Annotated in this window: 13 protein-coding genes; 1 reads left to right on the plus strand and 12 read right to left on the minus strand. The window is 46.8% G+C overall.

Annotation, left to right across the window (positions count from 1 at the left end):
- Nucleotides 1-19: 19 nt before the first annotated feature.
- From ACXAD4_RS18880 to ACXAD4_RS18935, 12 genes are all read right to left on the minus strand, one after another.
- Nucleotides 20-1,141, minus strand: a complete 1,122-nt coding sequence (locus tag ACXAD4_RS18880; protein ID WP_475243378.1) for a PTS fructose transporter subunit IIC — start codon at nucleotides 1,139-1,141, stop codon at nucleotides 20-22.
- Nucleotides 1,134-1,448: a PTS fructose transporter subunit IIB gene (locus ACXAD4_RS18885; protein ID WP_317522919.1), complete on the minus strand. Its 315-nt coding sequence runs from the start codon at nucleotides 1,446-1,448 to the stop codon at nucleotides 1,134-1,136. The genes ACXAD4_RS18880 and ACXAD4_RS18885 overlap by 8 nt, the downstream gene beginning before the upstream one ends.
- Entirely contained in the window at nucleotides 1,351-2,031 is a 681-nt protein-coding gene (locus tag ACXAD4_RS18890) for a hypothetical protein (protein WP_475245705.1), read from the minus strand. The genes ACXAD4_RS18885 and ACXAD4_RS18890 overlap by 98 nt, the downstream gene beginning before the upstream one ends.
- A gap of 174 nt (nucleotides 2,032-2,205) precedes the next feature.
- Nucleotides 2,206-2,547 carry a SemiSWEET transporter gene (locus tag ACXAD4_RS18895; RefSeq protein ID WP_475243380.1) on the minus strand — a complete coding sequence of 114 codons (342 nt, stop codon included), beginning with the start codon at nucleotides 2,545-2,547 and terminating at the stop codon, nucleotides 2,206-2,208.
- A 50-nt stretch (nucleotides 2,548-2,597) separates the two neighbouring features.
- Nucleotides 2,598-5,120, minus strand: coding sequence for a phosphoenolpyruvate--protein phosphotransferase (ptsP, locus tag ACXAD4_RS18900; protein ID WP_475243381.1), 2,523 nt, complete (start codon nucleotides 5,118-5,120; stop codon nucleotides 2,598-2,600).
- Between the two features lie 111 nt (nucleotides 5,121-5,231).
- The gene (locus ACXAD4_RS18905) at nucleotides 5,232-7,850 is read right to left on the minus strand and encodes a glycoside hydrolase family 38 N-terminal domain-containing protein (RefSeq protein ID WP_475243383.1); all 2,619 of its coding nucleotides are present in this window, start codon (nucleotides 7,848-7,850) and stop codon (nucleotides 5,232-5,234) included.
- 16 nt (nucleotides 7,851-7,866) lie between these two features.
- Nucleotides 7,867-8,961 (minus strand): PTS fructose transporter subunit IIC, encoded by a 1,095-nt coding sequence (locus ACXAD4_RS18910; RefSeq protein ID WP_475243385.1) that lies wholly within the window; start codon nucleotides 8,959-8,961, stop codon nucleotides 7,867-7,869.
- Between the two features lie 11 nt (nucleotides 8,962-8,972).
- The gene (locus ACXAD4_RS18915) at nucleotides 8,973-9,287 is read right to left on the minus strand and encodes a PTS fructose transporter subunit IIB (RefSeq protein WP_317522925.1); all 315 of its coding nucleotides are present in this window, start codon (nucleotides 9,285-9,287) and stop codon (nucleotides 8,973-8,975) included.
- A gap of 10 nt (nucleotides 9,288-9,297) precedes the next feature.
- The gene (locus tag ACXAD4_RS18920) at nucleotides 9,298-9,816 is read right to left on the minus strand and encodes a hypothetical protein (RefSeq protein ID WP_475243386.1); all 519 of its coding nucleotides are present in this window, start codon (nucleotides 9,814-9,816) and stop codon (nucleotides 9,298-9,300) included.
- Between the two features lie 266 nt (nucleotides 9,817-10,082).
- Nucleotides 10,083-10,823: a sulfite exporter TauE/SafE family protein gene (locus ACXAD4_RS18925; protein ID WP_475243387.1), complete on the minus strand. Its 741-nt coding sequence runs from the start codon at nucleotides 10,821-10,823 to the stop codon at nucleotides 10,083-10,085.
- 8 nt (nucleotides 10,824-10,831) lie between these two features.
- Nucleotides 10,832-11,719 (minus strand): sugar phosphate isomerase/epimerase family protein, encoded by an 888-nt coding sequence (locus ACXAD4_RS18930; protein ID WP_475243389.1) that lies wholly within the window; start codon nucleotides 11,717-11,719, stop codon nucleotides 10,832-10,834.
- 59 nt (nucleotides 11,720-11,778) lie between these two features.
- Nucleotides 11,779-12,669 (minus strand): TIM barrel protein, encoded by an 891-nt coding sequence (locus ACXAD4_RS18935; RefSeq protein WP_475243390.1) that lies wholly within the window; start codon nucleotides 12,667-12,669, stop codon nucleotides 11,779-11,781.
- Between the two features lie 199 nt (nucleotides 12,670-12,868).
- Between ACXAD4_RS18935 and ACXAD4_RS18940 the strand changes: the two genes are divergently transcribed.
- Complete coding sequence (locus ACXAD4_RS18940; protein ID WP_475243391.1) at nucleotides 12,869-14,086, plus strand: acetyl-CoA C-acetyltransferase; 1,218 nt, start codon at nucleotides 12,869-12,871, stop codon at nucleotides 14,084-14,086.
- Nucleotide 14,087: the final 1 nt, after the last annotated feature.

Genomic DNA, 14,087 nt, shown 5'->3' on the forward strand with positions numbered 1-14,087 from the left:
ATCTCCGTGAAGGGTCTTATTATTGGGCCCGTGTGATTTTGAATTTCGGTTTTGTTTCTTCTTGTTTTTTGGGTAGCTCTTCACCCTTGAAAACCAGCAATGAGCCAGCCGCGATGATGCCCGAGCCAACGGCAATTGCCAGCACATAAACCAGCCAGTTTTCAACAGCTAGCCAACCATAAAAACCAGAGATAGGTGCACGGTTTACAGCGCCTAACCCGACAGCCATAGCCGAGCCGACAGCTGAGCCGATCACGTTAACAACGATAATTTTCGGATTTGCCAGTGCGAATGGAATGGCACCTTCAGAGACACCTATGAGTCCCATTAAGGTTGATGCCTTACCTGCATCTTGTAGGGAATGTGGGAAACGCTGCTTCCAGATAAGTGTCGCGACGCCAATACCGATAGGCGGAATAATAATGGCGACCTGAGCGGCGGTGTTCGGATCATAGATCCCAGATGCAAGCATCGCCATCGCGGTCGTTACCGCCGCCTTGTTGATAGGACCACCGAGGTCAAAGCCGACCATACCACCAACGACTGCCGCCAGGACAATCTTGTTGCCATCAGACATGCTTAGTAGCCAGTTCTCCAATCCGCGGTTCATGGCTGCAAGCGGATCACCAATGATGTACATCATGACGAGACAGGCAAGTAAGGTACCGCCTACGGGGATAATAAAAATGGGACCGGCAGATGCAACAGATTTAGGCAGCTTAACCTTGGTAACCAGCAACTTAACGATATAACCAGCAATAAAACCAGCCGCCAAGGCACCGAGGAAGCCTGTTCCCATCTCTTTGGCTAACAAGCCGGCAACCATACCCGGAGCAATACCCGGTTTGTCTGCAATCGAGAAGGCGATATAACCTGCGACAACCGGTAACATCAGGCTCAGTGCCAGCCCACCAAAGCCGTCAAAGGCATGGAAAAGTCGGACCAATGCATTGGCTGCTTCGGCGTGGCTTCCATCCCAAATATTGTCGATGCCATAGAATGACGCGCCGATACGGGCGATCCCCATGATCACTGCCCCGGCAATGATCAATGGAAGCATGTAGGAAACCCCGGTCATAATTGCGGTCTTAACTTCAGTTCCTACTGACTTTTCTTTTTTATTCATTGAAAACTTAGCCATTATTTATTTCCTCGCAAATTGCTTCGAAAACGGCATTTCCATGTTTAATTGGGTCTGCTACCGCACATTCCAAAATTGGTAAGGTTGAGAACCTGTCTTTTTTTGCAATCGCTACTTCAGCGGCAATAATACAACCGTCTGCGCGTGCAATATCTTCCTCTGTTATTTCGTTTTCAATCCCCAAGCTACCCTGGGTTTCGACTTTTACTTCATGTCCTAATTCTTTTCCAACCATTGCCAGTGATTCTGCCGCCATATAAGTATGTGCGACACCTGTTGGACAAGCCGCTACACAAACAAAATACATAATTAACCTCGTTGATTTTCACTTGGATAAAATAGAAAAAGCACAGAAAAGACATAAGTGCTTTCTGTGCTTTTATTCGGTTTGTTTCTTGCTTTGTATCTAGAACAGTTTCTAGACGTAAAGCGAGTTTATTTTCTTGATAGTTTTGATGAGAGGTAGAACGAAGAGACAAGCAAGTGGTGAGGGTGAAAAGTTGCAAGTACGCGGCTGCTGGATCACCCATATTGCGCTGACAAGACAACATCTGTGCAATAGAAGAGTTCACGCAACCATGAGATAGCAGATTAAAATCAGCAACTTGAATATTCAAGCGTGATTGCATTTCTGCTAACACAAGTAGCTCACGAACAGGCTTTTTACCCGACTTACGGAATGATAAACGATCAGTCACCGTATCCCACATTCCGCTCCACTGCTTAGCTATTGTATCTAGCTCATCAGTTTTGTTTTCATCAGACCGATTCAACTTCTCTAATTCAGGTGTTAGCGCTAGGCTAGTATTTTCAAGCATAGTAAGCATGGAAAAGAGAGCATCTTTTCCCTTAACTACCACTATGCTGAAAAACAATACCAAACGAAGCATTGATATCACCTAATAAAATAAAAGTTAACGAACTAATCCTAACAGTAATAATCTTATATCGTCTAAGACAAAGATCACATTAACAGGAGTATGTAGAAATCAATCAATTTTATATAGAAGGTACTCAAGATAGATACCTTATTTTTATAAAATTAACATTAAGAGTAAAGATTATTAAACTGCTGTATTTCCATCAGATTTAGACTTTAGCTTCATTAATAAAACAATACTTGAAAGAACCAAGGTAATACCATTGCCAAGCATAAGAGGCAGATCATGGGAGATTAATCCATAAATAAGCCAACATAAGATCCCAAAAACAAACAAAACATACATAGCTAGTGAAATCCCTGCTGTATCTTTGGTCCTGATGGTATGAAGGACCTGAGGAAGAAATGACAGGGTTGTACATGCTGCCGCCAGGCTACCTAACATGGTGGGATGATCTATCATCACAGGCAGCCCAATGGCCAATATTGTCATCACGACCAATACATTCAACGATATTACTTTCATTATTTTCAATCCAATACAGACCCTCAGGTATTTACCCGAAGTCATGTTGCCTATGCCACCTGCTCGTAGAGGATCCCTTTGAGCAGAGCAATTGTTTCCCCACTGCTAGCGGCTGGGTTCATTAATGCCTCGCGAAAATCTCGGTGCATCAGTTTCCGGGCCAGTTTGGAGAAAATACTCATATGAGTCCCCTCTTCATCACGACTGGAAATCGTCAGCATGATCACAGCAGAGACAGCTTCCCCCTCCGCTTCATTCCAAATGATTGGCTTCTCGAGTTGTGCTATCGAAATACTGTTATGGCTAACAGCGTCAGACTTACAGTGTGGAACCGCGACACCAAAGCCCAAGGACGTTGCAAAGATAGCCTCCCTTTCCCAGATAGCCTGCTCTACCGCATCGGCTTTTTCCGTCCTGCCCTGTACTTCGAGGTTATCCGTCAACTGCTTGATCACACCGGCTTTATCATTGGCATCACACCGAATAACAAGACTTTCGGATAGAATTTCTGGTTTTTCCTGCTGTTGCCAGAAGTGTTCGATACACGCCTTCACCTGATCTGCCGTTCCTTGGGCGCAGACTTCGTCAAGCAACTTACCGCATGCATCAAAATCAACTTTAGCCAGTTCTGCTCGTAACGGGATAATACTCGGCGCCGACATGCTGATTTCATCAAACCCCATGGCTAACAGTAGTGGCAATGCCCTTTTGTCACTGGCCATCTCACCACAGATACCCAACTCAAGCCCTGCACTTTTTGCCGCTCTGGCTATGTCACGCAGGAAGGCAATAAATCCAGGATGGAAGCTGTCATAAAGAGATGAAACTTGGCGGTTACCTCGATCACACGCCATGAAGTACTGGGTGAGGTCATTACTGCCTATTGAGATGAAATCGATCAACCCTGCCACTTTTTCAATCAAGTAACGTGCTGAAGGCACTTCGACCATAATTCCTAGCCGCCACTGGCCAACTTCTGTCCCTTCGGCCTGCAATTGTGCTTGGCATTGCTGGCATAACTGACTGATCCACTCCACCTCTTCCATGCAAGAAATCATCGGGATCATGATATCGACTTGACCATAACGAGATGCCTTTAGCAAAGCTCTTAGCTGAGTCTCTACCATAGCTTGGTACTGCGGGTACATCCGAACAGCGCGATAGCCCAAGAATGGATTTTCTTCTTCAGGTAACTCCAGATAAGGCAAAGGCTTGTCTCCGCCAATATCCAAAGTACGGATAATGACTGATTTTCCTGCAGCAGCCTCGATAACTTCACGATAAACCTCGGACTGTTCATCCTCATCAGGTGTTTTTTCTTGGTCCATAAATAGCATTTCGGTTCGGAATAGCCCTATCCCTTCAGCGCCCCGTCCAAAGGCACTACCGGCTTCCATACCCATTGCGATATTGGCAAACAACGCCATACGCTTTCCGTCTTTGCTTTGGCCCTGGCTGGTCGCAAATGGTGTCAATATGGACGTTTTAGCCGCCTGTTTGCGTTGCTCTAAAAGGTAGAACTGATCCACTTTTTCATTTGGCTCGCGGATCAAACAACCATAGCTAGCATCAACCACCAAAGTATCAGTACCATGTGCAAAGGCATTGACGCCCTCAACAGCGGTTAATACCGGTACACCAAAAGAGCGTGCCAGAATCACGGTATGCGATGTCTGTCCTGCTTCTGCTAGCACAACCCCCTTGAGTAGTTGCTTATCCAATGCCAAAAACTCACTTGGCGTCAGGTTATCGGCGATTACAACACTGTTTTCAGAAAGAACAATAGGCTGCTGAAGGGGTTTACCCAAAACAATACCGGCTAACCTTGCACACAAGTCATCGATATCCAACCCCCGTTCACGCATGTAATTACTCTGACTTTTCAGCAATGGTGCTTTTAACTCATCGCTTGCCTTTGCAATAGCATGGATAGGATTTCCCTGAGTGCTGAACTTCGCCAACGATTCACTGAACAAACTGTCACCTGCAATCTGCAAATGGGCTTTGAGGATAGTGATCTCTTCATGACTGCTCTTTGATTCAGCTTCTACGATTTCCTGTTCAAGCTGCTGGCAAAGCATGAACAACGCTTTTGTCAGCACGCTGTCGACGTTGCTACCAGACTGCAATTGCACATCTTTAGCCAATTGATAGAGGTCGATCTTGTTGCAAACAACCGGTCGCCCTCGGCCAATACCTCGGGAAACAATGGTGCCTCGAACCAAATCCGGCTCGGCTTTCACCAGCGCGACGGGAAGGGGCTGGTTTACGTCAGTTCCGGTCACTTCCAACGGCTCATCGCAAGAGGTGAAATCCTTGTCAACAAAGGATTTAATGGCCTCACAGGCAGCCAGCTCATCTGCTCCTTCGAATACCAGAAGACAGTCGTCCCCCATTACAACATCGGCACCAACCAGCGAGAGCACACTTTTGGCGTCTGCTTGTGTGCCTTTCGTTTTATTCATAAGGGTGATCTGACAGCTATACCGCTTTGCGCGGATCTCAATTTCAGCAGCAGGCCTAGCGTGAATGCCATTGACCAACGGATTGGTAAATTCAAATGATGTAGTCATGATTGCCCCTTGGGGTATATTTTATTCAAATTTTCGGTGTAGCAGGCCGCTCACCCGATCCGTTAAATCAAGATCTACAGTGAGGGCCTAATGTTATGATTTAGGTTTTGCCTAAAGACTTTCTTTGCTCAATCGAAGGCCAATAATGCCTTGTGCGGGGATTGTCGTATCGGCTGTTGCATCACCCATTACTCGCTCCATACCGTCTACCTGCCAGACCTTCCATCCAGACGGAAGTTGGCCCAGTTTTGCCTCGCCTTTACCGGCATTCATCAAACGGATGACGATACTATTGGCATCGTCCTCGCAGACCTTGATGGCGCTAACAGCCACTTCTGGCGTGTCGAGCGCCACTAGACTGAATGCCTCCGGTGCTGTAAATACTGGCGGTGCAATCATAAAGCGTTGCACCACCCCGTTATGCAAGGTCAACGGGGTACTCAACCACTCTTTCACTTGTTGGCACAATCCTGCGTCAAAAGCACTACCACTGAATGGACAAAGTATCAGTCGGAATAACAGTGACTGGCGAAGTTGAGAGTCAGGGCTAGCATCAGGCAACCCGGACAGACGGCCTGGCCGATATTTCAGCTCAGGCTTACCGACATAACCCATCGCTCTGAACAAAGTGATGGCAATCGAGTCATCATATTGCTGGTATTCACGGATACCGTCAGTCATCACAGCCAAACCACCTTTCGTAGTCTCCCCTGCAACAACACTTTGCATCGGGTAAATCGGCACTGGGCATGATGTCCACTCTTGGGCCTGCCAAACAGACAATGCAGACGCATCATCCCCACGCTTAATTAAACCGATAGGCTGATCGGCCACACTTTGGGCTCGAGCAAAATCGCCATTAATATGTAGCTGCACCCGATGGTCGTTGGCCTGATTGTCCAGCTCAACCGAAATTTCCAAACCTCGGCTGCCTTTTGCCAACCCAAGGATCACGTCGATGCGCTGTGTTACCGAACATTGTTTCGCTGCGCGCTCAGTTAAATCCGCAGGTAACATGGCTTGGTAAGAAATACGAACTTCAGAGCGCAAGTGACCTTCGGATACACAGATCGCACCTTCGACCACTTCATAGGAAATTTTCAGATCGTCATGCGGCTCAGAAAAGTCGTAGTTATCACCATCATCACCACCATCGACCAAGGTAATCACATCATCCCAATGCTGGCCGCTGTCCAGACAAGATAAACTCACCCTGCCATCCTTATCGACATTAACTTTCATGGCTTCGTTAACTATGCTGATTAATGTCTCTTCCGTTGTTTGAGGCAGGCACGCGTTAGTGATTATGTCCCCATCTGCCAAGCGCTCTACCCTCAGGTTGCGATAGCCACAGGCAGGCAAACCTTCCAAGGACACCCAAACGCAGTGGCGGTACCAAGAGCGAAACCGCTCATCGCCCAAAGTGGTTGGGTCCTGGACTATGGCATTGATATCGAGCAGCTCACACGAAATGGACTGCATCGCGACGATTTGCTCACCGTCGTAAATGACCAGATTGCGAGTCGGCAGCACCAGCTCCAACTCTATTTGGGCATTGCGTGAATAAGGCAATGGGTTGAAAACCAACACATACTCACCCTCTTTGCCTTTGGTTGATGCGTCTGCCAGTTGCTTAAGCGTGATCGCTTGTAAACGCTCTGCATTTTCACGTACAGCTTGAATTCGGGCTTTAACCTGGCGGTTGACCGAGTCAGTGTTACAACCGCCGATAGAGTCATGAGCATGACTTTGCATCAGTTGTTTCCAGTTTTTCTCCATCAAGCCGTACGGGTATTTCAAGCCCAACTCATTGGCAACCGTCAACAATGGCTCCAACTGGTTGACCAACAGGTTCTCGACATCACTGTTGAGCTTCTTGATATCGTAGCGGGTTGAATAAATCCCACGGTGGATACGACTGTATTTGCCATAGAGCATTTCGCTCTCAACCACAGGTAAAGTGTCGTTGGTCGTTTGGGCGAAATAATCTTCAAAAGTGCACAGCTGATATTGGTAAGGCCGCGATTCATTCGCGTACTTGATAGCTTCAACCGTTTCCCTTTGCCAAGGTTTTTGATCATGCCCCCCCATGAACAGGAAGTGCTCACGTTCACCCGGCCAAAAACGTTCAGCGATTTTCTGGTCGATACCGTCAAGATGGGTATCCATTGGCTTCATTCCCTGGAAGGCACTGTAGCCAAACTCGAGTACCGCAGTAGTCACTTCGCTGCCATCCGGAGCCCGCCAGACAAACTCAGTATTGCTGCAAATCCCTTCCCAGATCCCCCGCCAGAACACGCATTTATCGATTTTAAAATGTTGGAGAAGCTGAGGCAGTTGCTCACTCTGGCCGAATGAATCAGGTACATATCCAACTTTCATTATTGCGCCAAAGCGCTCGGCATCACGGCAACCCCACATCAAGTTTCTGATCTGCGATTCTCCGTGGACCACACATTGATCGGTTTGAGTGTACCAAGGGCCAACCAATAACTTACCCGACTCAACCAGGGCTTTCACCCTCTCTGTATCTTCAGGTACAACACTCAAGTAATCTTCAAGCATCACCGATTGGCCATCAAGTACGAAGCAAGGCAATCCTTCATCATTTTCCAACTGTTCTAAGATTTGCTGCATGGTAAAGACCAGCAAGACTTGTGATTCTTCCGTGCTGAAATACCACTCTCGATCCCAGTGAGTATGAGGAACTATGTAGGCTTTCTTATTCATTGACATCATTCTTACCTTAAGCAGATTTCGCTACTTGCTGCTGGTTTTCAGCATCAGTGGCCTGTTTATTAAACTGTCGCTTCATCAGTACTGTGGTGCAGGCGGCAACAAAAGCCACACCGGTTGCGATAGAAATGAAATACAAGAAGAAATGGGACGAAAGGATCAGGGCGAGAATGCCTGCCGCTGGCGCTTGGACTATCGAATCAAACATAATAACCATGGCAGCTGAAATGGCACTACCTATGGTATTGATAATGATCAGCGCGGGATTAGCAAGAATAAAAGGTATCGCCCCTTCACTGATCCCAACACAAGACATCATTAACGCAGCACGGCCATTTTCCTGCAGCTCTTTGCTGTAGTATTGCTTGGCAAAAATCGTGGACAAGCCAATACCAAACGGGGCAATCATAATAGCGATATGTGACGCGGTAACCGGCTCAAAAATCCCTTGGGCAAAAAGACCCAAGCTCACAGTAATTGCTGCTTTATTGATTGGCCCACCCAAGTCAAAACCGACCATCGCTCCCAATACAGCGGCCATCACCACCTTGTTACCACCGGACATGCCAACCAACCAGTTTTCCAAACCAGTGTTAAGGGCAATCAGTGGATAACCAACAATATACTTCATAACGAAAAGGATGATGGCAGAGCCGATAAGAGGAATAATGACCATCGGTAACAAACTACGGAACTCTTTCGGCAGTTTAATGTTAGCCAGCATCCAGCGGACTAAGTACCCAACCATCAAGCCGCCTAATAAAGCGCCTAAAAAGCCCATTTGCATATCGCGGGCTAACATACCCGCAATGAGCCCCGGGGCAATTGCAGGTTTACCAGCTAGACCAAACCCGACAAATGCAGCAATGACTGGAAATAATAAAGTCAGGCCATATAAGCCAAAGGTTTTTAGATCATTTATTATTTGGGCAACTAAAGAGTTGCTTTCTTTTAAATCAACACCAGTTAAAGTTTCAAATAATGAACCAAATGCCAACATCATACCACCAGCGACAATTACTGGGATCATATATGATACGCCGGTCATTAATGCTTCACGTAATTTATCTATTTCTGTTTTTTCTTTTTTTAGTAGTCGGGCCATGGTAATTATCCTTAATTAGTATTAATTAAATGCATCATGGTTTCGTAAACGGCATCGGGTTGTTTTATTGGGTCTGCCACTGCGCACTCCAAAATAGTAAGAGGTTCAAATCTATCCATCCCTTCCACTGCGACTTCTGCGGCAATGATAGCGCCATCAGCTCTTGCGATATCCTCAGCCGTGATTGCATTATCGATACCCGTACTGCCTTGAGTTTCGACCTTCACTTCCCAACCGTGATCCTTACCCAAGACTTCAAGAGCTTCTGCCGCCATATAGGTATGGGCAATGCCTGTTGGACACGCTGCTACACAAACAATATACATTTTTACCTCACTAGCAACTTTTTAAGCTGCTGTTATTAAATACAAAAAAAGCAGCAATCATCTTGCGACGATTGCTGCTCATTGGATGGGTGCTAACGTAATTTACGTTGCTTTTGATAGCATGTTCACGACCAACAGATGCAGTTCCATTGTTTAAATACATCGCTGCGTTCGCTGGTGCGTAGCGGTAGAAGCACACCAAGGAACTGGCCGAAACCTGCTTAGCAAAATATAGGTATGTCAGAGACAAGAAAGAGAACAGAGTGCGCATCTGAGCGGCACAGAAATGGTGATTGCGTTTCCAACGTGCAAAAGATGCATCACACCAATACCTGACTTGTTTCCCTAGCATGTCACCAACACTAATATAAAGCTGGTTATAGTCCGACGCTATCTCATCCAGTTCCTTGTCAGAGCTAGAGACTAAGCTATCGCTAGAACTGATACAGACACACGAATAAATAGCATTAACCAGAGTGTGTAAAACACCCCGGATAAATACTAATAGTGTGGCCGTATCAATTTTCATCAAAGTATCCCCTATAAAGATACGCAAATCATATACACTTGAAATCAGTTAAGATGTGATGAAATTCACAAATAAACATCAATTGTTTTTTCACTTGACTATTAATGACATTCATCACAAATATTAAAACAAACAAAATGGAAACTTCATTATTAATATTTAATGAAAATTACTGTTTATTTTAAAATAAAAGCCCCTGATATACATATTAAAAAGCCGCAGTATTATTTCCCGACGGCTTTTGTATTTATCAGCATGATATGGAGTTACAACACATCTAATACCAACTTCGTCCCTGATAAGAAAAGGAAAAGATAGCACAGACGGTATACCACATCCTGGCTGACACGGTGAAGCAACCACACCCCCATGTACACACCAACTGGAGCGAGTGGCATAAGCACCATCGCCGTCATTAAGTTCGTGGTATCAAACTCGCCAAGCATGCTGTATGGGATCAGTTTTGCCAAATTGATAATGCCGAACAAAACAGCCATGGTTGCAATCAGGGTGACTTTTTCCAAGCGCAATGGCAGTAGATAAATACTGGCCGGCCCGCCCCCAGCATGAATTGCAGTACTGGAGAAGCCACCTAAGCTACTCCACCACCACGCACTGGCTTTGCCGGGCTTTTTATCTTGCTGGCTACCGCCCAGTACATACTGAACACAGAACAGCAGTGATAACACCCCAATCAAAAGTTTGAGCCCTGCTTCAGGGGTTACGCTAAGAAACAGTCCGGCTAGTAATACCCCTAACAAAGAGCCTGGCAGCATTTGCTTCAGCACTGAATAATCAGCACTGCGGTAGTGCTGCCTAACCGCAAATGCGTCCATCACACACAGGATAGGAAGCAAAATAGCAGCGGCTTGTGTTGGCGAGACTACTAAAGCCATCAGGGGAACCGCGATGATCCCTAACGCCCCGCCCAAACCGCCTTTACCAATCCCGTAAATCAATACAGCAGGTACAGCAGTGATGTAAAACCAAGGATCGGTAACTATCATCTCAACCCTTACCTGCAATGCTCAGCAAGATAACCTCGGCTTTTCACCATATCACCCTTCACGTGATCCAACTGGGTGACAGCTCGCTCTTGTTCGACAACGACCCAACCTTGGTAATCAATATCCTGCAATACCTTGAAGATACTAGAGAAGTTGATACTCCCCTCACCGAGTGGGCGGGTCAGCCCTTTACTGAAAGCATTGGTCATACCGCAACGATCGCGCATCGCATTGTGTAATTGCTGGCCATCAACATCTTTAAAGTGCAGGTGTTCCAATCGGTTTGCATATCGGCGAATAAACTCTTCAGGTTTCATGCCATCTATAAACAGATGACCGATATCTAAACACAAGCCAAGACGTTCAGCCGGAATTGTGTTCAGTACCGTGGCAATCTCATCAGAAAACGCCACAAAGCCGCCGGAGCTTGGATGTAGCAAGGTACGTACACCTTTCGCCGCGGCCATCTCAGCAACCTCGGAGATAGTCGATATCATCGCCTGCAATTGATCGTGCTTCAGCCTTGGTGCGATAACACCATGACCAACATAAGCATCCCTCGCTGCATTAGCGCGGTCCATGATGATCAGCTTATCAACGCCAATGGCACTCAGCAGATCAATCACACGCTGAGCATTCGCCAACACCTCTTGCTTTGAATCTGGGCAACTGAAATCTCCATGAAGGTTCCCAGCACAGACTTTCATCCCTCTTACTCGCAGAGAGCTAGCAAGGATCGCCGGATCTTCAGGGAAGTATCCAACGGGTCCAAGCTCAATCCCTTCATAGCCCGCTTCACGTGCCTCTACCAACACTTTCGCCCAGCTAGGGTTTCCGCCTTGCTCTGAATTTTCCACTCCCCACGAGCAAGGTGCACACGCTATCTTCATTGCCATAATTACATCCTCTACATGACAAACTACTAAACAAAATTCTTTTGCAAATTCGCTAGCGACTAAATGAAGCCTTTTTCAACTAAAAACTGACGGCTTTTCTTAATATCGGGTAGCGTAGTATCTGAATTGCGCGGATCGCGCTCTTGCTCAATGGTGATCCAACCGTGATAACCGATGCTATCCAAAGCATGCGCCACTAGGTCATAATCCACCGCACCTTCTCCTAATGGGCACATCACACCATCGGCACAGGCTTGCCAAAAACCGACCTGCTTCTCAATAGCTTGTTGCAAGCGCTTCTGGTTTACGTCTTTGAAGTGGACATATTCCAGCCGGTCTTTGTATTCAACCAAGCTCTTAGCAGGATCCATGGTTGCGTAATAGAGATGGCCGGTATCGAGGCACAGGCCGACCTCGTCAGCAGACAAATCGGCAAGCATACGATCGATTTCATCCCGGTATTCAATATACCCACCAGCGTGAGGATGAACGACGGCCCTGATCTCATGACGCTTTGCTATCTCTGCAATATCCCTAATGGTGTTCATCATCTGCGCCCAGCGCACATCGTCGAGTCTTGGTGCCTGCTCTAGCATACCGGCATATCGGCTTCTTATGTCGTTGACGCAATCAATCACCACCAGCTTTTCACAACCAATCTGTTGTAACAGGCCACACAAGCGCTTGGTTTTACTGATAATGTCTTCATAATTAGCAGACTCGGATAGCGGCTCGAAAATGGTCCCTGCGCAAATTTCCAACTCTTTGACATACAGTGCCGTGTTTACCGTATCGGCATCGAGTGGTAAAAAACCGTAAGGCCCCAACTCTGTACCGGTAAAACCACCCGACCTAGCCTCTGACAAGACTGTCATCCAATTCGGGTTATGTGGATTGTCAGATGATTCAACACCCCAGCAGCAAGGTGCGCATGCAATTGAGTAACTCATAGTTCCACCCTCAAGTGATCCATTAACTGAACAAAGCAAATTACAGTCAGACTAATCACTCTGTAGTCGAAATGGCGTGACCAAGCGCGCATCTTATTTTTGCATTTTCGCAAATCAGATTTGAATCTATGCCTATAACACCCTCTCGTCTTCCGCCCATACACTGTTGATAACAAATCAAACTGAAACAGGAAGTTGTATGGAATCTGTATACATTGTTGCTGCCAAACGCACCCCTATCGGCAGTTTTAATGGTGCTCTCGCCCCAGTATCTGCGCCTCAGCTAGGGGCAACCGCCATCAAAGGTGCACTTGAGCAATGTCATCTCGATCCAAGCCTGATTGATGAAGTAATTGCCGGAAATGTCCTTAGTGCTGGAATTGGTATGGGCCCAGGACGACAAGCTGCGATTTTGGCAGGTATCCCTGAAACTGTACCAGCCTATACCCTTAATATGATCTGTGGCTCCGGTATGAAAACCGTGATGGATGGAGTCAGCCATATTCGTGCAGGAGAAGCCGAAATCGTTATCGCATGTGGAATGGAGAGCATGTCACAAGCACCTTTCATTTCTGCGAACCCACTACGTGATGGTGTAAAAATGGGTCAGCTGACACTTGATGACTCAATTATCAAAGATGGCCTGACCGATGTGTTCAACCAATACCACATGGGGATCACTGCAGAGAACATTGCCGAACTGCACGACCTTAGCCGTGAAGAACAAGACCAATTTGCCCTATCCAGCCAGCAAAAAGCGACGGCGGCTATCAAAGAGCATGGTTTCAGCGATGAAATCGAGCCGGTCAATGTCTCCCACCGCCGTCAGCAATACAGCGTCAGCATTGATGAATACCCAAAAGCCGATGCGACGTTTGAAAAATTACAAAGTCTTCGTACCGCATTCAAAAAAGAAGGCACAGTCACTGCCGGTAATGCTTCTGGCATTAACGATGGTGCCTCCGCCATTATCCTTGCTTCTAAGGCTGCAGTTGAGCGCTATAACCTCACGCCTATGGCTGAGATCGTATCTTGCGGCCAAGCAGGCCTATCACCAAAAGTAATGGGTCTTGGCCCAGTGCCAGCCATCGCCAACGCGCTGGATAAAGCCAAATTGACCTTGGCAGATATCGAATGTTTCGAGCTCAATGAAGCCTTCGCAGCCCAGGCGCTTGGGGTAATGAAAGAGTTGTGCGAGAAACACGGTGTCGATAAGTCTTGGCTAGAATCTCGAACCAACTTAAATGGCGGCGCAATCGCTCTAGGTCACCCTCTTGGGGCTTCAGGCAACCGCATTCTAACCACATTGATTTACCAACTTGAACGTTCACAGCAAACCTATGGCTTAGCCTCCCTCTGTATTGGTGGTGGTATGGGCACTGCTGTGATTATCCGTCGATGCCAGGCGAACAAATAGG

The sequence above is a fragment of the Photobacterium sp. AWH4_225 genome, assembly GCF_056158405.1.